The sequence below is a fragment of the Janthinobacterium lividum genome (assembly GCF_011601275.1).
In the GTDB taxonomy this organism is placed as follows: domain Bacteria; phylum Pseudomonadota; class Gammaproteobacteria; order Burkholderiales; family Burkholderiaceae_D; genus Janthinobacterium; species Janthinobacterium lividum_E.
Map to the genome: position 1 here is coordinate 201,180 of NZ_JAAOLY010000012.1, position 25,669 is coordinate 226,848.

Consider the following 25,669-nt stretch of genomic DNA (forward strand, 5'->3'; position numbering starts at 1 on the left):
CTGCCATGAAACGCTTGCTCAAAGTTGGCCTGTCCATGCTCTTGCTGGCCATGGTCCTGATCGCCATGTCGTATGCGGCGCTGCGCGCCAAGGGGATCAGCAATCCCAGCAGCGCTGCCGGCCGCGCCGTGCGCAGCGAAACGCGCCCGATTGCCGTCAATATCAACAGCATCGACCTGGCCGGCCCCATCGACCTGGTGCTGCGCCGCGGCGCCACGCCATCGCTGAAAGTGAGCGGCGAGCAGCGCTTGCTGTCGAACGTCGATACGACGGCCGATGGCACGACCCTGCATATCGGCCCGAAAGGCATGCTGTTCCACCATCGCCAGCCGCTGCAGGTGGAACTGGTGCTACCAGCCCTCGTGCGCGTGGAAGTGCACGGCAATGGCGACAGCAAGATCACGGGATTTTCCGGCGACAGTTTTATCCTGGAATTGACGGGTTCGGGCGACGTCAGCTTCACGGGACGCTACAAGCAGGTACAAGCGACAGTCAACGGCAGCGGCGACCTCGATATCAACGCAGGCAACAGCGACAGCGTGGTGCTGGAAATGGTGGGCTCCGGGCGCATCGCCGCCAGCGGCAACACGAAATTCCTCCGTGCCGACCTGAGCGGATCAGGCGACATCGATGCCGAGCACCTGGCTGCCGACAAGGCCAGCGTCAGCCTGCAAGGCTCCGGCCAGAGCACGGTCTTCGTGCGCGACGCCGCCAACCTCACCTTGCGCGGCAGCGGCGACATTCACGTCCACGGCAACCCGCGCCAGCGCGATGCGCAAAAGAGCGGTTCAGGCGATATCATCTGGCATTGACCTTCTCTTCCAGCCAGCTGACCGCCTGCTCGCCGGCAGCCTTGCCTTGGGCCAGGCAGGCCGTCAGCAGATAGCCGCCCGTCGGCGCTTCCCAGTCCAGCATTTCCCCCGCCACGAACACGCCCGGCATGGCGCGCAGCATGCTGCCGTCAACACCGTCGAAGTCCACGCCGCCGGCGCTGCTGATGGCTTCATCGATGGGACGCGGGCGTACGAGTGTGACGGGCAACAGCTTGATGGCGTCCGCCAGCCTGGCTTCGTCGGCAAAGTCGGCCGCACTCAGGCATTCGCGCAGCAAGCCCGATTTCACGCCCTTGATGCCCAACCGGCTATTCAAATGGCTGGACATGGAGCGGGAACCGCGCGGGCGCGTCACTTCTTCGAACACGCGTTCATGCGTGTAGTCGGGCGCCAGGTCGAGCCAGATGGTGGTGCTGCCCTCGGCGGCGATCTGCTCGCGCAGCGCGGCCGACAGCGCATAAATCAGGCTGCCTTCCACGCCGCCCGCCGTGATGACGAACTGGCCCTGGCGCTTGATCATGCAGTCATGGATGTTGCGCGCCGAAATGGCCACCGTCGTCAGCGGCTCGCCCGCATGGCGGCTGCTGAAATGCTCGCTCCAGTCGACGTCGAAGCCGCAATTGGCCGGTACCAAAGGTTCCACGGCCACGCCCTGCGCTTGTAGCAGCGGCACCCAGGCGCCGTCCGAACCCAGCCGCGCCCAGCTGCCGCCGCCCAGGGCCAGGATCACGGCGTCGAAGGCGCGCAGGCGTTCGCCGTCCGGCGTGGCGAATACCAGCTGGCCGTCGCGCCAGCCCGTCCAGCGGTGGCGCATGTGAAATTGCACGCCCGCTTCGCGCAAGCGGTGCAGCCAAGCGCGCAGCAAAGGGGCCGCCTTCATGTCCGTGGGGAAGACGCGGTTCGAGGAACCGACGAAGGTATCCACGCCCAGGCCGTGCACCCAGTCGCGCACTTTTTGCGGACCGAACTGGTCCAACGCCGGCTTGATCCAGCGTGCCGGCCGGCCGTAGCGCGAGATGAAGGAACAGTAGTCTTCCGCATGGGTGATATTCATGCCGCCGCGCCCCGCCAGCAGGAATTTGCGGCCGACGGATGGCATGGCGTCGAACAGTTCCACCGTCGCGCCCTGGCCTGCCGCCTCCTGGGCGGCCATCAGGCCGGCAGGGCCGCCGCCGATGACGGCGATGTGGAACGGAGGGGAGCTGGAGTTGGTCATGGCAAGCTGGAAGACGGTGAAAACCCCGGCATTTTAGTCGAGATAGGGCCAGGAGATGGCAATAATGCCGAAAAATGATGCATACTGCGCTGAGATGCTGCAACGATCAGCACTTTGAATCACGAAACAACGCGACGACAAGAGGAGAAACACATGGGCGCAGGATTCTGGATTTCCCGCTATCTGCTGGCCAGCTCGATTTTATTCATCATCCTGACGGTGGTCGAGTACAGCAAGGGCAGCGCCAGCCAGGCCGATATCCTCAGCGCGCTGGCGTGGTCGCTGGTGGCGTCGGCCATCTTCATCGGCTCGAAATACTGGCGCTACCGGAAAGCCGTCGCCTGTGCCACGTGCAGCGGGGACAAGCCAAAAGCCAAGTCGCGATAAAAAAATGGCCGCATCAGCGGCCATTTTCTTGAGGCGGCATTCTTAACCGCCCGTCACGGGCGGGAAGAACGCCACCTCGTCGCCTTCGCCGATCACGGTATCGGCATCGCACATCACCTGATTGTGCGCCATGCGCAGCGCGCGGCCCTGCGCCAGCGCGTATTCCCAGTTGCCGCCGCGGGCAATCAGCAGCGCTCTCACTGCGCCCACCGTCAGCGGCCCGACTACTTCCAGCACTTCATGGCCGGTGCCCACCAGCTCGCGCACGCTGGCAAAAAATCGCAGATTGATCTTCATCGATACTTCCTCAGTACAGCAATTCGTTAAACGGGATAAAACGCAGCATGTCGCCGCACGCAATCGACAGCCCCGGCGGGCAATCGATCAAGCCGTCGCCCCACACGGTGGACGTCAGCACGCCCGAACTCTGGTTGGCGAACAGTTCCAGCTCGCCGTCCTCATTGACCTTGGCGCGCAAGAACTCGTTGCGCTTGTCCGCCTTCAGGCGCTCGAAGGCGGCCGGCAGCTTGTAGCTGCGCGGCGCCAGGTTCCCCGCCACGCCTTGCAGGCGCAAAATGAACGGGCGCACGAACAGCAAAAACGTGACAAAGCTGGAGACGGGATTGCCGGGCAAGCCGACAAAGAACGCATCCCGCACTTCGCCAAACGCCAGCGGTTTGCCCGGCTTGACGGCGATCTGCCACATGTTCAAGCGTCCCTCCGCTTCCACGGCCGGCTTGATATGGTCTTCCTCGCCGACGGACACGCCGCCCGAAGTGATGATCAGGTCATTGCCCTGGGCTGCCTGGCGCAGAACGGCGCGCGTCGCTTCCAGGCTGTCGGGCACGATGCCCAGGTCCGTGATCTCGCAGCCCAGGTTTTCCAGCAAGCCGCGCAAGGTAAAACGGTTCGAATTGTAGACGGCGCCCGGCGCTAGCGGCTCGCCGGGCATGGCCAGCTCGTCGCCAGTAAAAAACACGGCCACGCGCAGCTTGCGCAGCACGGGGACTTGCGCCAGGCCCACCGAGGCGGCCAGGCCCATTTCCTGGCTGCGCAGACGCCGGCCCGCGCCGAGGATTTCGCCGCCGGCTCGGATATCCTCGCCCTGGCGGCGCACCCATTCCCCGGCTTTCGGCACGTGATTGACCGTCACCACGCCATCAAGCAAGGTGCACTGTTCCTGCATGACGACGCAGTCGGCGCCGTCCGGGATCAGGGCGCCCGTGAAGATGCGCGCCGCCGTCCCCGGCTGCAAGGGCTGGCCCACGTGGCCGGCCGCGATGCGCTGCGACACAGGCAAGCTGGCCGCGCCACTGGCGCAGTCACCGGCGCGCACGGCGTAACCATCCATCTGCGTGTTGTCGCGCTCGGGCACGTTCAGTGTCGAAGTTTGCGCGGCCGCCAGCACGCGGCCGTTGGCGCGCATGGTGTCGACCAGTTCCACCTCGGTCACCGGGCGCGCCGCGCCCAGCATGAAGGCTTGCGCCTCGGCCACCGACAGCATGGCTTTGCGTTCTGCGGTCGGATCGTTCATCACAAGCCCGTATTTGCGGCGATGTACGCCTTCATTTTTTCCACGTCCGCATCCATCACAACAAACTTTTGCGGCAAGTCTTCGATGTTCTCGAAGCCCTTTGGCCGTTCCGCGTCCACGCCCAGCGCTTCGAGTATGGTTTCGTTGAACTTGGCCGCCAGCGCCGTTTCCAGCACGATCATCGGCACATTGGGTTCCAGGTGCTCGCGCGCCACCTTGATGCCGTCGGCCGTGTGCGTGTCGATGGTGATGCCATAGTCGTCGGCCACGTCGCGGATGGTGTCGAGGCGGTCCTGATGCGTCGACTTGCCCGACTTGAAGCCATACTTGGCCACCAGTTTGAATTCATCGCCATCGCTGCCAGGCTTGCCCGACAAGTCGAAGCCGCCATGGGTTTCCACTTTCGTGAACAAGGCGCGCACGCGGTCGCTGTCGCGGCCCACGAGGTCGTAGACGAAGCGCTCGAAGTTCGATGCTTTCGAGATATCCATCGACGGGCTGCTGGTGTGGTACGTCTCGGCGGACTTGCGCACGCGGTAGACGCCCGTGCGGAAAAATTCGTCGAGCACGTCGTTTTCATTTGTCGCCGCCACCAGTTTCGAGATCGGCAAGCCCATCATGCGGGCGATATGGCCGGCGCAGATATTGCCGAAGTTGCCCGATGGCACCGTAAACGACACTTTTTGCTCGTTACTGGTGGTGGCCGCCAGGTAGCCGCGGAAGTAATAGACGACTTGCGCCACGACACGCGCCCAGTTGATGGAGTTGACGGTGCCGATCTTCTGTTTTGCCTTGAACGGCAAGTCGTTCGATACGGCTTTCACCATATCCTGGCAGTCGTCGAACACGCCTTCGACGGCGATGTTGCAGATGTTCGGGTCTTGCAGGCTGAACATCTGCGCCGTCTGGAAGGCGCTCATTTTCTTGTGCGGCGACAGCATGAAGACGCGGATGCCCTTCTTGCCGCGCATCGCGTATTCGGCCGCGCTGCCCGTGTCGCCCGACGTGGCGCCGAAGATATTGAGTTCCGCGTCGTGCTTGGCCAAGGTGTATTCGAACAGGTTGCCCAGCAACTGCATGGCCATGTCCTTGAAGGCCAGGGTCGGGCCGTTCGACAGCGCCTGCAGCATCAGGGTGGTCGATCCGCCCTTGACGATGTTTTCTTCCAGCACGCGCAGCGGCGTGATGTCGGCCGCGTTTTCGCCGGCGCGGGCGTTCTTGTAGACTGCCTTGGTATAGGTTTTCGCCGTCAGTGCCTTCAGGTCCGCGGCCGGGATATCGGTGGCGAACTTCTTCAGGATTTCGAATGCCAGGTCGGCATACGACAATGTGCGCCAGGCGTTGAGCTCGGCACCAGTGACTTGCGGGTAGTGTTCAGGGAGATACAGTCCGCCATCGGGGGCCAGGCCTCCCAGGAGGATGTCGGAGAATTGCTGCAGATTCGATGGCGCTTTATCAGCGCGGGTAGACACGTAATGCATAAATTTGAAGAGTCCAGTTGAGCTGAGTGCGGTTGATCATGAATGGCAGCGGATATTATAGTGCCAGCCGCCGTCCAAGGCGAATCGCGTGGCGCCAGCCAGGTCTGAATGTGACAATTGGATAGCCTGAGTGTTATCAAACCAGCCATAATGCATCAGATCAAGCCAGGCGAACATGGCTGGCGTACACACTGGCGCGCGCCGCCGATTTGCGCCACACTGTGCTGAGTATCCCTTGCTATGACCATTATTGGAGTCGAGAACCGGCCATGTCGCTGAGTAAAAAACCGTATCTGCAAAGCGCCGCGCTGCGCTCCGACGCCGTCGTCGACCTGGACCACTATCCGTTCACCATCCCCGCCATCCGCGACTTCGTGCACATGGACTTCCACCGCGACGTGACGTTTTTCGTGGGCGAGAACGGCAGCGGCAAGTCGACCATGCTCGAAGCGCTGGCCGTGGCGCTGGGCTTCGGCAAGGATGGCGGCACGCGCAACGTGCGCATCGCCCTGCCGTCGGACGAGGAATCGGGCTTGCACGCGCACTTGCGCCTGAGCAAGAGCTACAAGAAACCGGAAGACAGCTATTTCCTGCGCGCCGAAAGCTTTTTCAATGTAGCCACCTATATGGACGAGATGCCCGAATACCTGGCCAGCTATGGCGGCAAGTCGCTGCATGCGCAATCGCACGGCGAAGCGTTCATGGCGACATTGATCAACAAGCTGCGGGGAAAAGGCTTGTATCTGCTGGACGAACCCGAGGCGGCCCTGTCACCGAGCCGCCAGATGGCGGCATTGTCCGTGATCCACCAGCTGGTGCAGGACGACTCGCAGCTGATCATCGCCACCCACTCGCCGATTCTGCTCGCCTACCCGAACGCGAAAATCCTGATGTTTACAGGCGGCGGCATCCATGAGGTGGCGTATGAAGACACGGAACACTATGCGGTCACGCGCGATTTTTTGAATAACTATCCGCGCAGGCTGGAGCAGTTGTTTGAGGAGGAGTGAGCTGGTGGTTTGCTGCTTTGGTGATGTCGGCTTACGCCCTGCGGGCTAAGCCGACCTACGCCGACGACACGATTTTAATGAGTCGCACGGAACGTCGCGGCGGCGCGAGAAACCGTAGCGAGCAAGCCCAATGTCGCGTTGAGTAGCACAGCCGTACGAAGGTACGGCGAGCAACGCCGACGCGAAAGTGGGCTGCGCAGTAGGTTTATCGCGTCACCCTCAACAGGCGGCGTGGTTCACCGTGATGACGTGGATGGCCAGGCCGCCCAAGGACGTTTCCTTGTACTTGTCCTGCATGTCCGCGCCCGTCTGGCGCATGGTTTCGATGACTTCGTCGAGGCTGACGAAGTGCGTGCCGTCGCCCTTCAACGCCAGCGAGGCGGCCGTGATGGCTTTCACGGCGCCCATGCCGTTACGCTCGATGCACGGGATCTGCACCAGGCCGCCAATCGGGTCGCAGGTCATGCCCAGGTGGTGTTCGATGCCGATTTCGGCCGCGTTTTCGATCTGTTCATTCGTGCCGCCCAAGGCCGCCACCAGCCCGGCCGCCGCCATGGCGCAGGCGACGCCCACTTCGCCCTGGCAACCGACTTCGGCTCCCGAAATCGACGCATTGCGCTTGCATAGCATGCCGATGGCCGCTGCCGTCAGCATGAAGCGGCGCACGCCGCCTACCGGGTCGCTGGGGCGGCAATCCTGTGCGTAGTAGCGCAGCACGGCCGGGATGATGCCGGCGGCGCCGTTGGTCGGGGCCGTCACGACCCTGCCGCCGGCCGCGTTTTCCTCATTGACGGCCATCGCGTACAGGCTGACCAGGTGCACGGCGTCGTGCGGCAAGTCGTTGGCACGGTTGTCGGACGCCTTCGCCTCCTGCGCCAATCGCCACAATTTCGCCGCGCGGCGCTTCACGTTCAAGCCGCCCGGCAGGTTGCCCGTCGTTTCCAGGCCGTGCGCGATGCAGTCGCGCATGACGTGCCAGATACGGTCCAGGCCCGCGTTCAATTCCTCGTCGCTGCGCTTGACGCATTCGTTCGCGCGCAGCATTTCCGGGATCGACAGGCCGCTTTCCACGCCATGCGCCAGCAGCTGCTCCATGGTGTCAAAGGGGAAGACGACGCGGGCAGCAGCGGCCGACTCCACGGCCGCTTCCGCTTGCGCCTCGCCAGCCTCGCGGATAAAGCCGCCGCCGATCGAGTAATACACCTTGTCGACACGGCTGCCGTCCGCCAGTTTCAAGGTAAAGCGCATGCCGTTCGGGTGTTCGGGCAGGGATTCGCTCTTGTGCCAGACCAGCCCCGTAGCGGCCGTGAACGGCACGACGTGCGTGCCCAGCAAGGCGATCTCGCCGGCCGCCTCGATGGCGGCCAGCTTGCTGTCGACTTCATCGGGCGCCACGTCTTGCGGCGTTTCTCCCATCAGGCCAAGAATGACGGCCTTGTCCGTCGCGTGGCCCACGCCCGTCAGCGCCAGCGAGCCATACAGGGCCGCCTCGACGCCCACTACCTGGTCCAGCGGACCGTATTCGACCAGAAAACGCCGCGCCGCCACCATCGGCCCCACCGTGTGGGAACTCGACGGCCCGATGCCGATTTTAAACAGGTCAAATACGCTCATGTCCATGTAGTGTCTCTTTATTTAGTATGTTTTTTTAGTACTGCTGTAAAACTCAGGCTGCCTTGGCGGCATGGCCCACGTCGACATTGGCCAGCATGTCCGTGACCATCTGCTCGACGCCGATCTGCGCCTTCCAGCCCCAGTCCGCGCTGGCCTTGCTGTCGTCCAGGCTTTGCGGCCAGCTGTCGGCGATAGCCTGGCGGCTGTCCGGCTTGTAGCTGATCTTGAAGTCCGGCACCATGCGCACGATGGCTTTCGCCAGCTGCTCGGGGTTGAACGACACGCCGGCCACGTTGTACGAGGAACGGATCTTGATCTGTGCCGCTGGCGCGTCCATCAGTTCGATGGTGGCGCGGATAGCGTCGGGCATGTAGATCATCGGCAGAGTGGTGCCCGCATCGAGGAAACAGTCATAGCGTTCGCCGCGCAAGGCCGCGTGGAAGATGGCGATGGCGTAATCGGTGGTGCCGCCGCCCGGAGGCGATTTGTAGCTGATGATGCCCGGGTAGCGGATGCTGCGCACGTCCACGCCATACTTGTTGAAGTAGTATTCGCACAGGCGCTCGCCGGCCAGCTTGCTGATGCCGTACATCGACGTCGGGTCCATCACCGTCATTTGCGGCGTGTTCACTTGCGGCGTGTTCGGGCCGAAGGCGGCGATCGACGATGGCCAGAAGATGCGCAAGGGTTTGCCCGCTTCGCCGCGCTCGCGCGCCAGTTCCAGGATATTGAGCAAGCCATCCATGTTCAGGCTCCACGCCTTCAACGGCGCCGCTTCGCCCGTGGCCGACAACATGGCCGCCAGCTGGTACACCTGGGTGATGTTCTCGTCGGCGATGATGCTCGCCAGGCCGTCCTTGTCCAGTACATTGAGCTGCGCGTAGCGCTTGGCCTGGTACAGATTATTCGTGCCGATGTCGCTGGCGATAACGTTGTCCGCGCCGTGCTGCTGCGCCAGCGCGCCCACCAACTCACTACCGATTTGGCCGTTTGCGCCAATGACTAAGATGCGTTCCATGCTATTTTCCTGAATTCTTGTTAATTGGTAGTGGTAGTGGTCAGCAAACCGAGTTCCTTGCCAGCCTGCTCGAAGGCGGCCAGCACTTGCACCAGCTGTTCGCGCGTGTGGGCGGCCGACAGCTGCACGCGGACCCTGGCCTGGCCCATCGGCACGACCGGGTAGAAGAAGCCCGTCACCAGCACGCCCAGTTCGTACAGGCGGGCGGCGAATTTCTGCGCCACGGGAGCGTCGAACAGCATCACAGGCACGACCGGATGCGTGCCCGGCTTGATGGTGAAGCCGATACGCTCGATCTCGCTGCGGAAGAAGGCCGTGTTGGCATGCAGGCGGTCACGCAGTTCCGTCGACTTGGCCAGACGCTCGAGCACCGACAACGAGGCGCCGGCAATCGATGGCGCCAGGGTGTTCGAGAACAGATAAGGACGCGATTTCTGGCGCAGGGTGTCGATGACTTCCTTGCGCGCGGACGTAAAGCCGCCCATGGCGCCGCCCAGGGCCTTGCCCAGGGTGCCCGTGATGATGTCGATGCGGCCCATCACATTGTGGTGTTCGTGCGTGCCGCGGCCCGTCGCGCCCATGAAGCCGGACGCGTGGCATTCGTCGATCATCACCAGCGCGCCGTATTGGTCGGCCAGGTCGCAGATCTTGTCCAGTTGCGCAATCGTGCCGTCCATCGAGAACACGCCGTCCGTGACGATGACCTTGTGGCGCTTGCCGGCGGCAATCGCCGCTTTCAGCTGCACTTCCAGGTCGGCCATGTCGTTGTGGGCGTAGCGATAGCGGCCAGCCTTGCACAGGCGGATGCCGTCGATGATGGAAGCGTGGTTCAGCGCATCGGAGATGATGGCGTCGTTTTCATCGAACAGGGGCTCGAACACGCCGCCGTTGGCGTCGAATGCCGCCGCGTACAGGATCGTGTCTTCGGTGCCCAGAAAAGCGGAAATCGCCTGTTCCAGTTCCTTGTGCACGGTTTGCGTGCCACAGATAAAACGCACGGACGACAGGCCGTAGCCGTACTTTTGCGTAGCGGCAATGGATGCTTCCTGCGTCTGCAGGTCGCCGGACAGGCCCAGGTAGTTGTTCGCACACATATTGATCAGGGTACGGCCATCGTCGCACACCACTTCGGCGCCCTGGCGCGAGGCGATCACGCGCTCGGGCTTGTACAAGCCCTGCTGGCGCAGTTGATCGAGATTCTGTTGCAGACCGCTGAAAAAGGTGTTCTTCGCTTGCTCGCTCATGATGATCCTTGTGTGTCCCTGCGTTTGTGGTATCCGTGTGACCTCAGCCGCCATAGGGAAAAGCGGCCGCTTGACCGGTGCGCGCACAATGCTGTACCGTGAAGCGCTGTTTGAAGTCTACACGTTTCCGTGTTTTTCCTCAAAATCCACTATTTCGAACTGAAATTCAATATAGTGGATATTACCCAAGCCTTTTGAACTTTGCAAGCCACCTGCCGATGAAAACCAGCGTTTCGACCAATTCTCCGCCCGAAGTGGGCGCCACCCTGCAACGGCTGCGCCTGGCGCGCGGCCTGACACTGGAGGATTTGTCGCGCATCGCCGGCGTCTCGAAGTCCATGCTGTCGCAAATCGAGCGCGAAAAAGCCAATCCCACCATCGCCATCACGTGGCGCCTGGCCAACGCCCTGGGCGTGCAGATCGGCGAATTGCTGTCGAGCGCGGAAAAAGCCGTGGAAACCATCCGCATCACGGACGCCCACGAAACCCCTACCCTGCCCGGCGACCATGCGGGCTATGTGCTGCGCATCCTGGGGCCGATGGAACTGGCGGGCAAATACGAATGGTATGAAGTGACCCTGGCGCCAGGCGGCGAACTGGCGTCGCAGCCGCACGACCCTGGCACGACCGAGCATTTGACGGTCATCCACGGCAACTTGGAGCTGGAAGTGGGGACGGCGAAGAAAAAGGTCAAGAATGGCGGCACTGCGCGCTATCCGGCGGACCAGCCGCATACGATACGCAACCTGGGCAAGACGGAAGGCAAGGCATTATTGGTAGTGATCCATAGATAGTTGCTTTTCAGCAGTGTGCAATAGGCTCTTTCGCCCATGCTAAGATTTTGGATTAGACAAGATTTTCACTGTCTTTCATGGAGCCTTAGCAATGACGATTTCCGAAAGCACCACCCTCTTCCACAAAAAAAAGGTCGTCGAGTACGATCCTGATATTGCGCTGCAATCCGGGCAGGATATCGTCTACCGCCTGTCGCTCGAGTACGACGACAAGCGCAAGATGGACGAGCTGATCGCCGGCTTCCTCGCCAAAGCCGACAAGAACGCACTGGAAGCGCTGATCATCGGCATGTGGGGCGACCCGTACGAATCGGGCGCCGACGAAGTGATGGCCGCGCTGATCGCTTACGCGCCGCAGTTGCCGAACTTGCGCGCCCTGTTCATCGGCGACATGACGTACGAGGAATGCGAAATCTCGTGGATCGTGCAAGGCAGCTACAAGCCGCTGCTGGACGCCTTCCCGCTACTGGAAGAATTGCGCATCCGCGGCGGTAATGAGCTCGTCATCGAGCCGTTCGCCCACCAGCACCTGCGCCGCTTCACCATCGAAGCGGGCGGCCTCGATCAAAAGATCGCCGAAGCGCTGGCGCAATCGAGCATGCCCCAGCTGGAACACCTGGAACTGTGGCTGGGCACGGACGACTATGGCTTTTCGGGCGACGTCGACTTGTACCGCAAGGTGCTGGCGCAGCTGAGCGTGCCGACCTTGCGCTACCTGGGCTTGCGCGACGCGGAAATCGCCGACGATCTGGCCGTCTGGCTGGCGGAAGAACCGCTGGTGGCGCAGCTCGACACCCTCGACCTGTCGCTGGGCACCATCGGCGACCTGGGCGCCGTGGCCGTGCTCAATCATACGCAGCTGGGCAAACTGAAACGCCTGGACCTGTCGCACCATTACATCTCGGAAGAAAACCAGGCCAAACTGAAGGCGCTGCCCTTCGACGTGGTGCTGGACGACCCGCAGGAAGCCGATGAAGACGATGGCGAAAGCTATCGTTATGTCGCCGTCGGCGAATAAAACCTGATGCTTTTGCTGGCTACCAGCGACAGCAAGCGCGTGCGCCTGATGCAGGCGGCGCGCACGCACCTGCGCCTGCCGCCCGCGCAAGTACTCGAGTGGCGCGACTGGCTGGCGCAGCCGGCGCGGCTGGAAGACGCCTTGCGCCAGCCCGGCCTGTTGAAGATCGAGCCACCCGGCGACGATCCCGCCGCCCACCGACTGTTGCTGCAGGCCGGCTGCCGGTTGCTGGACCGTCCGCCGGTCGATGCGCCAGCGCATGGAGAGCTGCTGGCCATGGATGCGTGGTTTGCCGGTTTTTCCAATGCCATGCAAGGCCTGGCGAGGCAACTGGCGGCCATGCCGCAAATACGCGTCTTCAATGCTCCAGCCGAAATCTGTCTCATGACGGACAAGCTGGCCTGCCAGCGCCACCTGGCCGCGCACGGCATCGCCATTCCCACCCTGCTCGACCGCGTGCACAGCTACGAGCATCTGCAGTCGCTGCTGCACGAGCATGATCTCGACCGCGTGTATCTGAAACCGCGCTACGGCTCGTCCGCGTCCGGCGTCGTCGCCTACCGCAGAAACAAGGCCGGGCGCCAGCAAGCCACCACCTCGGCGGCCTTGCAGCATGGCGATGGCGTGGCGCGTCTGTTCAACGTCAAGCGGATGGCCCGCTACGAGACGCAACACGACATCGCCGCCCTCGTCGACGCGCTGGCCGCGCAACAGCTGTATGCGGAAGCATGGCTGAACAAGCCGCGCTGCGGCGACAGCCACTACGACCTGCGAGTCGTGACCGTGGCCGGCCAGCCCGCGCACCGGGTGGCGCGCATCGGCGACCAGATGATGACCAATCTCCACCTCGACAACCGGCGTGGCGACGCGGCCGGCCTCTTGAACGCAGCCGACCTGGCGGCGCTGGAAGCGACCGCCACCCAGGCCGCGCGCGCCTTCCCGAACAGCCACGTGACGGGCTACGACCTCGTCGTGCGCCAAGGCCAGGGGCACGTACTGGAAGCAAACGCCTTCGGCGACCTGCTGCCAGGCCTGCTGTGGCAAGGCGCGGACACCTACGCAGCGCAACTGACCCATGTTTAAAGACCCACCAGCCATCCCCGACATGCACGCCGTCGTGGGCAGCCACGACATCGTCTTCATCACGCTCGACACCCTGCGCTATGACGTGGCGCAAGCCTTGTATGAAGCGGGCGAACTGCCCGTGCTGGGACGTTTTCTGCCACCAGGCGGCTGGGACAAGCGCCACTCGCCCGCCACGTTCACGTATGCCGCGCATCAGGCGTTCTTCGCCGGCTTTTTGCCCACGCCGGCCGCGCCGGGCCGCCATCCGCGCCTGTTCGCCAGCGCTTTTGCGGGCAGCGAAACCACCTCGCCGCACACGTTTGCCTTCGAGGAAGCGGACCTTCCCGCCGCGCTGGCCGCGCGCGGCTACCGCACCATCTGCATCGGCGGCGTGGGCTTCTTCAATAAACAGACGGCGCTGGGCACCGTGCTGCCGTCGCTGTTCCAGGAAAGCCACTGGAGCGCTGGCATGGGCGTGGCCAGCCGCCATTCCACGCAAAAGCAGGTAGCGCTGGCGACCCGGCTGCTGGCGCAAAACGACCAGCGCACCTTTTTATTCATCAACGTGGCCGCCCTGCACACGCCGAACCGCGCCTACCTGCCCGGCTGCCGCGCCGACAACCTGGACAGCCATGCGGCGGCCCTGCGCTATGTGGATGGCGCACTGGCGCCCCTGTTTGCCGCCTGCGCCGCACGCGCGCCCACGTTTGCCATCGTCTGCTCGGATCACGGCAGCGCCTATGGCGAAGACGGCTACCGTGGCCACCGGGTCGCCCACGACAGCGTGTGGCAGGTGCCGTATGCGCACTTCTTCCTCACGCCAGATACCATTTCCCAGGAGTCCCCATCATGAACCCATCCGAACAGCCGGGCACCCTGGCGCAACGCATGCGCCACACGCCCTACCAGGCGTATTCGTACTCGTATCCGCACAAGGCGGCCTACCGCGCCTTGCCGCAGGCGGCGCAGCTGGCGCCCCTGTGGGCGCGGCAGGACCGCTCCGCCCTCTTCGCCTACATCCACATCCCGTTTTGCGAGATGCGCTGCGGCTTTTGCAACCTGTTCGCCATGGCGCGCCCCAGCGCCGACATGGTCGAGCGTTACGTGCAGCAAGTGCTGGTGCAGATGCGCGCCCTCAATGGGGCGCTCGGCGAACGGCGCTTTGCCCGCTTCGCGCTCGGTGGCGGCACGCCCACCTATCTGTCTCCCGCGCAGCTGGACACCCTGCTGTGCGGCGCGCGCGACATCCTCGGCATCGACCTGCAAGCGACGCCGGCCGGCATCGAAGCCTCGCCCGAAACCATCACGGCCGAGCGGCTTGCCGTGTGCCGCGCGCACGGCATCGACCGGGTCAGCCTGGGCATCCAGAGCTTTGCCGCCGGCGAGATGCGCGCGCTGGCCCGTCCCCAGCAAAACGCCACCGTGCATCACGCCATCGGCCTGATACGCGCGGCCAGTTTCCCCACCCTGAACCTGGACCTGATCTACGGCATCGCCGGGCAAACCGTGGCCAGCCTGCTCGCGTCCATCGACAGCGCATTGGCCTTCCGGCCCGAGGAAATCTATCTGTATCCGCTCTACGTGCGCGAACAGACAGGTCTTGGCAAAGTGGCGCGCCGCCAGGGCGCCGAAACGCTCAACCCCATCATGCTGGCCCGCGACGGCGACAGCCGTCTGGCCCTGTACGCGGCCGCGCGCGACCATTTGCGCGCCCAGGGCTATGAACAGGTCTCGATGCGCATGTTCCGCGCCCCCCATGCGCCGGAACAAAACGGTCCCTCGTACTGCTGCCAGAACGATGGCATGGTGGGCCTGGGCGCGGGCGCCCGATCCTACACGGCCAACCTCCATTATTCGAGCGAGTACGCGGTGGCGCGCACGCAGACCATCGGCATCATCGAACAGTATCTGGCGCTGGACGAGGAACGCTTCGGGCAGGCGGAACACGGCCATGTGCTGGATGGGGAAGAACAGCGCCGCCGCTACGTGATCCAGTCGCTGCTGACCGAACCGGGCCTGGACCGCGACGCCTACACGGCGCGCTTCGGCAGCCGCTGCGAGCTTGATCTGCCGCAGCTGGCCGAGCTGCACGCCTTGGAACTGGTGGAAGAAAACGGCCCGCTGCTGCGCCTGAATGACCGCGGCTACAGCTACGCCGACACCATCGGCCCGTGGCTGGCATCCGATACGGTGCGCGCGCTGATGGCCGAAGGCGGCCAGGCGTGCTGACAACTGCGCTGACAACGGAGCCCGGCACCTTGTCCCTGCTGTACCGGGGCACCTTGGCGAGCTGCAATTACGCCTGCGGCTACTGCCCGTTCGCCAAGAAGCGCGACAGCCGAACCACCCTGGCCCGCGATGCGCGCGAAGTGGCACGTTTTACCAGCTGGGTAGCGGCACAAAAGCGAGACATCAGCGTTCTGTTCACGCCCTGGGGCGAAGCGCTGGTGCGGCGCCACTACCGCGCGGCCATGCAGACGCTGGCTGCTCTGCCCCACGTGCGCCAGGTGGCGCTGCAGACGAATCTGTCCGGCCCCCTGAACTGGCTGCAGGGATTGGACGGACTGGAAAAAATCGGACTGTGGTGCACCTACCACCCGGACCAGACGACACTGGCCCGTTTTCTCGAACGCTGCGCGCGTCTGGACGCCATGGGGGTGCGCTATTCCGTCGGCGTCGTCGCCATGAACGAGCACCTGGACGCCATCCGCGCCCTGCGCGCCGCCCTGCCAGCCCACGTCTACCTGTGGCTCAATGCCTACGACCGGCGCGGTCCCGGCTACTACAGCGAACAAGACCTGGCCTGGCTCGACGCCATCGACCCGTGGTTCGCACAGAACCGCCGCCCGTCTCCCTCGCGCGGCAAACCGTGCCTGGCGGGCGAAGCGTCGCTGTCCGTCGATGGCGATGGCGAACTCACACGCTGCCATTTCGTGCCGGAGCGACTAGGGAATCTGTACGTGGATACACTGGAAGACATGCTGCAGGAGCGCCGCTGCCCGCGCTTCAAGTGCGATTGCTATATCGGCTATGCACAGCGTAAGGATTTGCCGTTTCAAACGGTGTTTGGGGAGGGAGTATTGGCGAGGATCGTGCACGCACGCCAGCGTAGGTCGGATTAGCGGCGGCACGCCGCGTAATCCGACACATTGTTGGCATGACGGGTGGTGTCGGATTACGCACGGCGATGCCGCGCTAATCCGACCTACCGTGTTTTACTGCGCTGCCACCTTGGCTGGCTCCGCCACTACTGGCGTCATCTTCAACGAACGGCTGAGGAAGCCCCAGCGATCGGCCACTTCTTCGATCTGCTTGGTGGTCGGCTTGCCGGCGCCATGGCCCGCCTTGCTGTCGATGCGGATCAGCACGGGCGCCGCGCCGCCTTGCGCTGCCTGGGCAGCCGCAGCGAACTTGAAGCTGTGGGCTGGCACGACGCGGTCGTCGTGGTCGGCCGTCGTGATCATGGTGGCCGGATAGCAACCGCCCGCCTTCAGGTTGTGCAGCGGCGAGTACTTCACCAGCGCCTTGAACTGCTCGGCGTCGTCAGACGAACCATAGTCAGGCACCCAGCCCCAGCCCACGGTGAACTTGTGGAAGCGCAACATGTCGAGCACGCCCACTTGCGGGATGGCCGCCGCGAACAGATCCGGACGCTGCGTCATGGCCGCGCCCACCAGCAGGCCGCCATTGCTGCCGCCGCCGATCGCCAGTTTCGATGGCGAGGTGACCTTGTTGTCCACCAGCCACTGCGCCGCGCCGATGAAATCGTCGAACACGTTTTGCTTGTTCAGCTTGGTACCAGCCTGGTGCCAGGCTTCGCCGTATTCTCCGCCGCCGCGCAGGTTGGCCATCACGTAGACGCCGCCCATTTCCACCCAGGCAAGATTGGCCACGGAGAAGCTCGGCGTGAGCGAAATATTGAAGCCGCCATAGCCGTACAGGTAGGTCGGATTGGAACCGTCGAGCTTCATGCCTTTTTTCGAGACGATGAACATCGGTACCTTGGTGCCGTCGCGGCTGGTGAAGAATTGCTGGCGCGTTTCAAAGGCGTTCGGGTCGAAATCGACCTTCGGCTGGCGGTACACCGTGCTCTTGCCCGATTTCATGTCGTAGCGGTAGATGGTCGCTGGCGTCGTGAAGCTGGTAAACGAATAGAACGTTTCCGTATCGCCACGCTTGCCCGCAAAGCCGCCGGCCGAACCGATGCCCGGCAAGGCCACCTCGCGCACCAGCTTGCCGTTCAGGCCGACGATCTTGATTTGCGTTTGCGCATCTTTCAAGTAGTCGAGCACCAGCTGGTTGTTGATCAGGTTGACGGCGACGAGGGTTTCCGCCGCTTCCGGCACGATTTCCTTCCAGTCGGCAGGTGCAGATTTGCGCGTATCGATGGCGATCACGCGCGATTTCGGCGCCTTGTTGTCGGTCTTGAAGAAGAACACGGGGCCATCATTGTCGATGAACGAGTACGAAGCGTCGAACTCTTCCAGCAAGCCCACGACCTTGGCATTCTTCTGGCGCAAGTCCTTGTAAAAGATGCGGTTCTTGCGTTCCGTGCCTTGCGTGGCCGTGATGATCAGGTAATTGCCGTCGTCGCTGACGGTGCTGCCGCCAAACGCCCATTCCTTCTGGTCGGGACGGTCGAAGACGAGCACGTCGTCGCTTTGCGGCGTGCCGATCTTGTGGAAGTACAATTTCTGAAAGTAATTGATATCGGCCAGCTTGGTGGCTTCGTTCGGCGCGTCATAGCGGCTGTAGAAGAAACCGGTGTTGTCCTTGGTCCACGAAGCACCGGAGAACTTGGCCCACTTGATGTGGTCCGTCAAATCCTTGCCCGATTCGATGTCGCGCACTTTCCACTCGTTCCAGTCGGAACCGGAGGCGGACGTGGCATACGCCAGATACTTGCCGTTCGGGCTGATCGAGGTGCCAGCCAGCGCCACCGTGCCATCGGTCGACAGGGTGTTCGGGTCCAGCAGCAGGCGCGGTTCGTCCGTCAGTTTTTTCACCGTGTACAGCACAGCCTGGTTCTGCAAGCCGTCATTGCGGCTGTAGAAGTAACGGCCGCCCTGCTTCGTTGGCGTAGAGAAACGCTCATAGTTCCACAGCTTGGTCAGGCGCTGCTTGATCGCGGCGCGCTCGGGGATGGTGCCCAGGTACGACTGCGTCAGCTTGTTTTGCGCCGTGACCCAGTCGCCCGTTTCCGCGCTGTTGGCGTCTTCCAGCCAGCGGTACGGATCGGCGATGGTGGTGCCGAAATAGCTGTCTTGCTGGTCGACTTTTTTGCTGACCGGATACGTCACGGCAGCGCCGTCGCCGGCCGGGCACGATGGCGTCGCGGCGGTTTGCGCCAGGGCATTGCCACCGAAAGCGGCCATCAAGCTGAATATGAGGGTTGCACTACGTAATTGCATGGGTTGTTGTCTCATTGTTGGATGTCGAGGAAAGCAGGCCGCACACACACGCCGCGGCTGCCCATGTTGACTTTCGCCAAGAGAAATCATAGCGCGGATTGCCACTTTTAAAGCACAGTTATCCGGTGGATTTGCCGTCTTTTGTTTGGCAAATTAACATGAATTGCCATGATAAATCTCGCTTTCGGCGAAAACGGCAAACTGACGTTCATGCAAGAAACATTATCAAAAGCAAAGTCGTTTCATCAAGTTGTCATAAATCTTCTTTACTATCGGCAACATGTTCATGGCCCGTCCAGAGGCCGTGCCGCCACAACCTCCTATGCACACTCTCGCCCTCCCTTCCGCCACCGCCATGCCGCCCGGCGCGACGCCATCGAACGTGGCTTACCTGAAACCGCCATCGCTTCCCATGACCATCGAAGGAACGGATGCTTTGCACGACATACTGGCGGGCCGCAAGCTCAGCGCACTGTTCCAGCCCATCATCCACATGCACAGCGGCGACATCATCGGCTACGAAGGCTTGATACGGGGGCCGTCCGACAGCCCTCTGCACGCGCCGATGAATCTGTTCAAGGTGGCGCGCGCGCACGACCTGACCCTGGAAGTGGAACACCTGTGCCGGCAAGTGGTGCTCGAACGCTTCGCCGAACTGCAGCTACCAGGAAAACTGTTTCTCAACGTCAGCCCCGAATGCCTGCTGCTGCGCAATGCCCGCCATGGCGAAACCCTCGAATATATCGAGCACATCGGCATCAATCCGGACCGTGTCATCATCGAGCTGACGGAAAACCAGCCCACGTATGACTACGAGCTGATGCGCGAGGCCGTGCTGCACTATCGCAACATGGGTTTCCAGATCGCCATCGACGACCTGGGTGAAGGCTTTTCCAGCCTGCGCCTGTGGTCGGAACTGCGCCCGGAATACGTGAAGATCGACATGCATTTCATCCAGGGCATCAACAACGATCCCGTGAAACTGCAGTTCGTGCGCTCGATCCAGGAAATCGCGGAGAAATCGGGCACCCTGGTGATCGCCGAAGGCATCGAGGCACAGACGGAATTGCTGGTCTTGCGCGACCTGGGCGTGGCGTTCGGCCAGGGCTACCACCTGGGGCGGCCCAATGCGGTGCCGGCGCGGGCCCTGCCGGCTGAGGTGGTGCAGGCGCTGGGACGCAATGGCGTGGCCGTGTATCCGCAGCGCAGCAGTCTGGAAAAGAATGGCGCCAGTATCCGCAAGCTGCTGCACAAGGTGGCGGCCGTGTCGCCGCAGCTCAACAATAACGAGGTGTACGACATCTTCCTGAAGGAGCCGAAGCTGATGATCATTCCCGTCGTCGACGACGGCGTGCCGCTGGGCCTGATCAGCCGCTTCGAAATGATCGACCACTTCGCCCGCCCCTACCAGCGCGAACTGTATGGCAAGAAATCATGCAGCCTGTTCATGGATGCCACGCCCCTGATCGCGGACCACGAGACAAGCTTGCAGGAACTCAGCTACACCATGGTGCAGTCCGACGCCCACCACCTGTTCAACGGTTTCATCATTACCGAACACGGCCGCTACCTGGGCATGGGTACGGGCCACGACCTGATGCGCGAAATCACGCAGATGCAGATCAATGCGGCCCGCTACGCCAACCCGCTGACGCAACTGCCCGGCAACGTGCCCATCAACGAGCATATCGACCGTTTATTGCACAGCGGCAGCCGCTTCTGGGTCTGCTACTGCGACCTCGACCACTTCAAGCCCTTCAACGATGTGTACGGCTACCGCAAGGGCGACGACGTGATCCAGCTGACGGGAGAAATCCTCAGCAGCCATTGCGACCCGAACCGCGACTTCATCGGCCACATCGGCGGCGACGATTTCATGATCCTGTTCCAGAGCGAAGACTGGGAAACGCGTTGCCAGGCCATGCTGGACAACTTCGCGGCCGCCATCCTCGCCTACTACAGCACGGGCGACTGCGAACGGGGCGGCTACATCAGCGAAGACCGACAAGGCAAGAAAGTGTTTTATTCCTTGATCAGCCTGTCGCTGGGCGTCATCAAGGTCGAGGCGCACCAGTACTACACGCACCATCAGATCGCCACGCAGGCGGCCGAAGCGAAGAAGCAGGCAAAGAAAATCCACGGCAACAGCCTGTTCCTGGACCGGCGACAAGGCGCGGCTGTGGCGCGCATGGATGCCTAGCCTGGGGCAATTCGCCTACGCGCGGTCAAATACGCACGAGATCGACAAACGCATTGCCGCTGCGCGCATCGGGCACGAATGCCAGGCTGATGTGCGTGCCATCGCGGCGCGCCTGCACGCGGTAGCTGCCAACGGGGACATCCACGAACAGGCCGCCATAGGCCGTGTCCGGTTCCAGACCGCCGCCCGTGACGTCTTCTCCGGCGCCGATGAAGACGCGACCCGAGACGACGGCAAGATGCACGACTACCTGCGGCTCGGCAAGTTCGGCGTGCAAGGCGAGTTCATACGCGCCGTCATCACCCACGTTGAAAAACGCCACCTGCCCTGCGTTCACGGCCGCCAGTTCCGCGCTGGGGATGCTCCACCAGTCGCAGTCATCTTCCAGCTTGTGGCGCAAGAGGGCCGGGTCGAACACGCACAAGGTAGCCGTCCCGGTCACAATTTTGACGCACGTGCTTGGCATCATGCGGCCAGCGGCACCGGTCCCAGCAGGGGCTGGCTCTCCACATATTGCGCGCTCGCTTGCGCCTGCCATGGAAAATGGCCATCGCGCGACGGCCAGACGATCTGGTACAAGGTAAAGTCATCGCCCTGGTAATACCAGCGGGCATAGCCGACGTAATCGCGGTACTGTTCTGGCGGCACGCGCACGAAGGCGCACTGATGGTCTTTCAGCAAGGCGCCCGTGGTGGCCGTGAAATCCGCAATGGCGCCGCTGCGCACGGCATCGAGCGCCACGTCGAGTATCTGGTGGGCCGTCGCGCTCGGCAAGCCCAGGATGAGAAACTCTGGCTGGCCGAAACTGTGGCTGGCGCCTATCGTAAACGAATAGCCGGGACCCACGTCGTCGGCGGAAATATGCACGCAATGCCAGCCATGCGTGGCGATGTCGTCGATCACCTTTTGTTCGGATGCATCCTCGCCTGCCTGCCTTACCATGCTCAACCTTTCACTGTGCCCAGAAAACGCGCCGCATGCACGACAGGATGCGCGACATGCTCGCAAGCAATTATCGCATGCGTCGCGCCGCCACGCGCACACTGCGCCCGCGCCTCAGTCGCGTTGCGGTAGCGGCGGAAAGCGCACCTGGCGCCACTGCCGCATGCGCTGCTGCGCTTCTTGCAGCTGTGCCGGCTCCAGCCTGGTGGCAACCGCCTCCCTGGCCCTGGCCGCCCCGCTGTCGCCCCCCTCGGCCGCCAGTGCCAGCCACATATAGCCGCAGACGGGGTCCCTCTCCACGCCGCGCCCGCTGTTGTACATGCCGCCCAGGTTGTACTGGGCCAGAGCATGGCCCTGGCCGGCCGCGCGCGCATACCATTGCACGGCCAGACCATCGTCTTGCGGCACGCCATGGCCGTTCGCATACATGACGCCCAGGTTATTTTGCGCGCTGGCGTCGCCTTGGTCGGCAGCCGTGCGGTACCAGCGCACGGCGCACACTTCGTCGCGCTCCACGCCCTGGCCATTGGCATACATCACGCCCAGGTTGAACTGCGCATTCGACGCACCCTGGGCCGCCGCCCTCGCATACCAGTCGAGCGCCTGACGCAAGTCGCGGGTGACGCCGCGCCCGCCCGCAAACATGCCACCCAGATTGTATTGCGCCATGCAATGGCCTTGCAGGGCGGCGCGCCGGTACCATGCGACGGCGCGCGCCTCGTCCTTGTCGACGCCCTGGCCGCGCGCCAGCATCAGGCCCAGGTTGAACTGGGCGTCGGCGTCATCCTGTTCGGCCGCCCGTTGCAGCCAGGCATAGGCGCGCAGCTGGTCGGGCGCCACGCCCGAGCCTTCCGCATAGGCCACGCCGAGTTGCCGCTGCGCCACGGCCAAGCCCTGGGCGGCGGCTTGGCGGAACCAGGCCAGTGCCTGCGCATCGCTCTGCACCACGCCCTGGCCACGCTTGTAGACGAGACCCAGGTTCAGCTGCGCTTGCGCATCGCCCTGCAAGGCTGCCTTGCGGAACCAGGCCAGGGCCAGCGCATCGTTCTTTTTCGCGCCCAGTCCCTGGGCATACGCTTCGCCGAGCAAGGATTGCGCGCTGGCCACGCCCTGTTCGGACGCGCGGTAAAACCACGCCAGGGCCAGCTCGTCGCTCTGCAGCACACCGCGTCCCTTGCGGTACATCTGCCCCAGGTTTTGCTGGGCCGACGCATCGCCTTGGGCGGCCGCGCGGCGAAACCATAGCACAGAGTCGGCGTCGCTCTGCGCCACGCCACGGCCATGGTAATACAGGGCGCCCAGGTGGTTCTGCGCGAACGCCAGCCCTTGCAGCGCGGCCAGGCGCAGCCAGACAAAGGCGCGCGCATCGTCCTGCGCCACGCCTTCGCCCTTTTTGTACATCAATCCCAGGTTGAACTGGGCGTAGGCATTGCCCTGCTCGGCAGCCGTGCGGAACCAGATATACGCCTGGTGGCTATCTCTGGCAGTATGGTGCTTGTCCATGTGCGCCCCCCATCCACATCGCGCTTGCCGGCGACACGCGCAAAACGGCGGCCCAGGGCGGCGAAATCGTGTGTTGCTTAAATTTTAAATTCGATGCGGGGGAAGGACTTGAGCGGGCTCAAACGAAATAACAAAATCATATCGTTTTGATGAGCCCGCTTAGAGAGGAATCGGCACTCAGCGGCGCGATGGATGCTTTTGCAGGAATTGCGGCACCTTGGCGGCGGCCAGCTTGTTCAGCGATACGAGCAAGTCCGCGTCGACGTCGGCGATGCCGTAGCTGCTGCGCAAATGGCGGCCGATATGGATCAGCACTTGCGCCGCCACTTCCGCATCGGATTCGGCCCTGTGGGCGGCGCTCTTGAAGGCGATGCCCAGCTGGCTCGACAGCAAGCCCAGCTTGTAGCTGGCCATGCCGGGAAACACGCGGCGCGACAGTTTTAATGAACATACGAGCGACTGGTGCGCCGGTGTCAGGTTCAGCCTGGCGCTTTCCGCGCGCAGGAATTTTTCATCGAAACTGGCATTGTGGGCCGACAAGGCATCGCTGCCAATAAAATCCAGCAATTGTGGCACCACCTCGGCCACGGGCGGCGCCTTGTCCACCATCGCCTGCGTAATGCCCGTCAAGCCCGTGATGAACGAGGGAATGCGCGCATTGCAGTTGATCAGGGTCACGTAACGGTCCGTGATCCGCCCGCCCTCGATGCGCAGCGCCGCCACTTCCGTGATGCGGTCGCCCATGTCGGGCGACAATCCGGTCGTCTCGAAGTCGATCATGACGATCGGTTTGTCAAACACATTCATGGGGCGCTCTTTCGTGGGTGCGGCAATGGGTGACGATTATCAACCAAATTTACGTACGGCGTCCAGCGCGAGACCTGCGCCAATGCTGCCGAACAAGTCACCTTCGACCTTGCGCGCGGCCGGCACCAGGGCGGCGATCTTTTCGCGCAGCAGGCGCACGCCGCTCGAACCACCCGTAAAGAAGACGGTGTCGACGGCTTCCGGCGCCACACCAGCGTCGCGCAGCAAACGCAGCACGGTTTCTTCCACGGAACCGCACAGGTGGCCGATGGCTTCGTCGAACTGCGTACGTTTGAGCAACAGGCTTTGCGCGGGCGACAATCGGTCCAGTTCCAGCTGCACTTCGGCCGCGTCGGACAGGGCGATCTTGCCCTCTTCCACTTTCATGGCCAGCCAGTGGCCGGCGCGCTCGTCGATCAGTTTTTGCAGGCGCCCCATCTTGTCTTGCTCGCGCGCATCGCGGCACACGTCGGCCAGTTGCACCCAGATTTTCTTCGTGTACGCCAGGTTGATCGTGTGCCACGTCGCCAGGTTGAAATAATAGCTGGACGGCACTTCGCTATTGTTATGCAGGCGGCTGCCATAGCCGAGCAAAGGCATGACGGAAGACAGGCTCAGGTATTTATCGAAGTCCGTGCCACCGATGTGCACGCCGCCCGTGGCGAGGATGTCATCACGGCGCTCGGCCTTTTTCGCCCGCTCCGGCGACAAGCGCACCAGCGAAAAGTCGGACGTACCGCCGCCGATGTCGGCGATCAGCACCAGCTCTTCCTTGGCTATCTGCGACTCGTAATCGAAGGCGGCGGCAATCGGCTCGAACTGGAAGGCGACATCCTTGAAGCCGACGGAGCGCGCCACTTCGGCCAGGGTGTCCTGCGCCAGCTGGTCCGCTTGCGCGTTGTCGTCGATAAAGAAGACGGGACGGCCGAACACGGCGGACGAGAATTCGCGGCCGGCGGACTGCTCGGCGCGACGTTTCACTTCACCAATGAATTGTGCCAGCAACATACGGAACGGCAGCGCGCGGCCACCGACTTCCGTCTGGCCATCGATGAGGCTCGTGCCCAGCAAGCTTTTAAGCGAGCGCATCAAGCGCCCCTCGTAACCGGCCAGATAGCCGGCCAGCGCCGCGCGGCCAAAACTGACTTCCTCGTCTTCCGCATTGAAGAAGACGACGGACGGTAAGGTCGTCTTGCCATCTTCCAGGCCGAGCATGGTGCTCTGCCCGGGACGCGCCCAGCCTACCGTGGAATTTGACGTGCCGAAATCGACGCCGCAAGCATTGGCCATGTCGACCCTTCCCTGAATAAAGGGGCGCTATGATATCAGAAGGCAGGGCTTTGCACCAGCAAAACCCGTTCAGCCCGGTCAACATAACAAGCTTGCTTTGCATCAAGTGCCGGCCGCACGCAAAAGATACTCTTAGGAAATTAATGCCGAGCAACTCGGCCAGCTCCCGGAGACCCATCGTGCCCCATGCTCCCCTGCGCCCCCTGTCCGCTGCCTTGCTGGCGGCTTTCCTCGTTTCCCTGGCCGGCTGCGGCGGCGGTTCGGCCGATAGCCAGGCCGGCGCCGGTTGCAGCTTGCACGGC

General features: G+C 62.9%; 23 protein-coding genes. 10 read left to right on the forward strand and 13 right to left on the reverse strand.

From position 1 onward, the window contains the following. Positions 1-5: 5 nt before the first annotated feature. Positions 6-812, forward strand: coding sequence for a head GIN domain-containing protein (locus tag GYK42_RS19035; protein WP_166448778.1), 807 nt, complete (start codon positions 6-8; stop codon positions 810-812). Here the strand turns inward: GYK42_RS19035 and GYK42_RS19040 are convergent. Continuing rightward, positions 799-2,049 carry a TIGR03862 family flavoprotein gene (locus tag GYK42_RS19040; RefSeq protein WP_166448779.1) on the reverse strand — a complete coding sequence of 417 codons (1,251 nt, stop codon included), beginning with the start codon at positions 2,047-2,049 and terminating at the stop codon, positions 799-801. The two genes, GYK42_RS19035 and GYK42_RS19040, sit on opposite strands and share 14 nt — an antisense overlap. Positions 2,050-2,202: 153 nt before the next feature. Between GYK42_RS19040 and GYK42_RS19045 the strand changes: the two genes are divergently transcribed. Then, positions 2,203-2,436 carry a hypothetical protein gene (locus GYK42_RS19045; RefSeq protein ID WP_166448780.1) on the forward strand — a complete coding sequence of 78 codons (234 nt, stop codon included), beginning with the start codon at positions 2,203-2,205 and terminating at the stop codon, positions 2,434-2,436. Between the two features lie 42 nt (positions 2,437-2,478). On the opposite strand, the gene moaD is transcribed toward GYK42_RS19045, so the two are convergent. Genes moaD through thrC form a run of 3 tightly spaced genes read right to left on the reverse strand, consistent with a single transcriptional unit; the run spans position 2,479 to position 5,451 of the window. Next, entirely contained in the window at positions 2,479-2,733 is a 255-nt protein-coding gene (moaD, locus tag GYK42_RS19050) for a molybdopterin converting factor subunit 1 (RefSeq protein WP_166448781.1), read from the reverse strand. Positions 2,734-2,743: 10 nt separating this feature from the next. Beyond that, on the reverse strand, positions 2,744-3,970 hold the full coding sequence (locus tag GYK42_RS19055; RefSeq protein ID WP_166448782.1) for a molybdopterin molybdotransferase MoeA: 1,227 nt from the start codon (positions 3,968-3,970) through the stop codon (positions 2,744-2,746). Continuing rightward, positions 3,970-5,451 carry a threonine synthase gene (thrC, locus tag GYK42_RS19060; RefSeq protein WP_166448783.1) on the reverse strand — a complete coding sequence of 494 codons (1,482 nt, stop codon included), beginning with the start codon at positions 5,449-5,451 and terminating at the stop codon, positions 3,970-3,972. The genes GYK42_RS19055 and thrC overlap by 1 nt, the downstream gene beginning before the upstream one ends. A 269-nt stretch (positions 5,452-5,720) precedes the next feature. Between thrC and GYK42_RS19065 the strand changes: the two genes are divergently transcribed. After that, positions 5,721-6,461, forward strand: coding sequence for an AAA family ATPase (locus GYK42_RS19065; RefSeq protein WP_166448784.1), 741 nt, complete (start codon positions 5,721-5,723; stop codon positions 6,459-6,461). A 219-nt stretch (positions 6,462-6,680) separates the two neighbouring features. Here the strand turns inward: GYK42_RS19065 and GYK42_RS19070 are convergent, their stop codons facing one another. Genes GYK42_RS19070 through kbl form a run of 3 tightly spaced genes read right to left on the reverse strand, consistent with a single transcriptional unit; the run spans position 6,681 to position 10,337 of the window. Next, the gene (locus GYK42_RS19070; protein WP_166448785.1) at positions 6,681-8,081 is read right to left on the reverse strand and encodes an L-serine ammonia-lyase; all 1,401 of its coding nucleotides are present in this window, start codon (positions 8,079-8,081) and stop codon (positions 6,681-6,683) included. 46 nt (positions 8,082-8,127) lie between these two features. Continuing rightward, on the reverse strand, positions 8,128-9,093 hold the full coding sequence (locus GYK42_RS19075) for an NAD-dependent epimerase/dehydratase family protein (protein WP_166448786.1): 966 nt from the start codon (positions 9,091-9,093) through the stop codon (positions 8,128-8,130). Positions 9,094-9,113: 20 nt separating this feature from the next. Next, complete coding sequence (gene kbl / locus GYK42_RS19080) at positions 9,114-10,337, reverse strand: glycine C-acetyltransferase (RefSeq protein ID WP_166448787.1); 1,224 nt, start codon at positions 10,335-10,337, stop codon at positions 9,114-9,116. Between the two features lie 218 nt (positions 10,338-10,555). Here kbl and GYK42_RS19085 point away from each other — a divergent pair, with 218 nt between their 5' ends. The 6 genes from GYK42_RS19085 to GYK42_RS19110 all read left to right on the forward strand — a co-directional run bounded on the left by GYK42_RS19085 (position 10,556) and on the right by GYK42_RS19110 (position 16,336). Next, a complete protein-coding gene (locus tag GYK42_RS19085; protein WP_034751403.1) occupies positions 10,556-11,131 on the forward strand; it encodes a helix-turn-helix domain-containing protein in 576 nt (191 codons plus the stop codon). A 91-nt stretch (positions 11,132-11,222) separates the two neighbouring features. Beyond that, complete coding sequence (locus GYK42_RS19090; protein WP_166448788.1) at positions 11,223-12,149, forward strand: STM4015 family protein; 927 nt, start codon at positions 11,223-11,225, stop codon at positions 12,147-12,149. 6 nt (positions 12,150-12,155) lie between these two features. Beyond that, positions 12,156-13,232 carry an STM4014 family protein gene (locus GYK42_RS19095; RefSeq protein WP_166448789.1) on the forward strand — a complete coding sequence of 359 codons (1,077 nt, stop codon included), beginning with the start codon at positions 12,156-12,158 and terminating at the stop codon, positions 13,230-13,232. Continuing rightward, the gene (locus GYK42_RS19100; RefSeq protein ID WP_046685110.1) at positions 13,225-14,067 is read left to right on the forward strand and encodes an STM4013/SEN3800 family hydrolase; all 843 of its coding nucleotides are present in this window, start codon (positions 13,225-13,227) and stop codon (positions 14,065-14,067) included. Before GYK42_RS19095 ends, GYK42_RS19100 begins: the two co-directional genes overlap by 8 nt. Further along, positions 14,064-15,443, forward strand: a complete 1,380-nt coding sequence (locus GYK42_RS19105; protein ID WP_166448790.1) for an STM4012 family radical SAM protein — start codon at positions 14,064-14,066, stop codon at positions 15,441-15,443. The genes GYK42_RS19100 and GYK42_RS19105 overlap by 4 nt, the downstream gene beginning before the upstream one ends. Continuing rightward, a complete protein-coding gene (locus GYK42_RS19110; RefSeq protein WP_346768118.1) occupies positions 15,437-16,336 on the forward strand; it encodes an STM4011 family radical SAM protein in 900 nt (299 codons plus the stop codon). The genes GYK42_RS19105 and GYK42_RS19110 overlap by 7 nt, the downstream gene beginning before the upstream one ends. A gap of 93 nt (positions 16,337-16,429) precedes the next feature. Here the strand turns inward: GYK42_RS19110 and GYK42_RS19115 are convergent, their stop codons facing one another. Next, positions 16,430-18,625: a prolyl oligopeptidase family serine peptidase gene (locus GYK42_RS19115; protein ID WP_205711460.1), complete on the reverse strand. Its 2,196-nt coding sequence runs from the start codon at positions 18,623-18,625 to the stop codon at positions 16,430-16,432. A gap of 412 nt (positions 18,626-19,037) precedes the next feature. Here GYK42_RS19115 and GYK42_RS19120 point away from each other — a divergent pair, with 412 nt between their 5' ends. Beyond that, entirely contained in the window at positions 19,038-20,825 is a 1,788-nt protein-coding gene (locus tag GYK42_RS19120) for a GGDEF domain-containing protein (protein ID WP_166448809.1), read from the forward strand. Positions 20,826-20,850: 25 nt separating this feature from the next. On the opposite strand, the gene GYK42_RS19125 is transcribed toward GYK42_RS19120, so the two are convergent. From GYK42_RS19125 to GYK42_RS19145, 5 genes are all read right to left on the reverse strand, one after another. After that, positions 20,851-21,267: a DUF6386 family protein gene (locus GYK42_RS19125; RefSeq protein ID WP_166448791.1), complete on the reverse strand. Its 417-nt coding sequence runs from the start codon at positions 21,265-21,267 to the stop codon at positions 20,851-20,853. A gap of 23 nt (positions 21,268-21,290) precedes the next feature. Further along, the gene (locus GYK42_RS19130; protein WP_166448792.1) at positions 21,291-21,767 is read right to left on the reverse strand and encodes a DUF4262 domain-containing protein; all 477 of its coding nucleotides are present in this window, start codon (positions 21,765-21,767) and stop codon (positions 21,291-21,293) included. A 114-nt stretch (positions 21,768-21,881) separates the two neighbouring features. Continuing rightward, entirely contained in the window at positions 21,882-23,270 is a 1,389-nt protein-coding gene (locus tag GYK42_RS29585) for a tetratricopeptide repeat protein (protein ID WP_166448793.1), read from the reverse strand. 177 nt (positions 23,271-23,447) lie between these two features. Further along, positions 23,448-24,077 (reverse strand): 3'-5' exonuclease, encoded by a 630-nt coding sequence (locus GYK42_RS19140; protein ID WP_170846245.1) that lies wholly within the window; start codon positions 24,075-24,077, stop codon positions 23,448-23,450. Between the two features lie 39 nt (positions 24,078-24,116). Then, a complete protein-coding gene (locus tag GYK42_RS19145; protein ID WP_166448794.1) occupies positions 24,117-25,367 on the reverse strand; it encodes an Hsp70 family protein in 1,251 nt (416 codons plus the stop codon). Between the last annotated feature and the right edge of the window lie 302 nt (positions 25,368-25,669).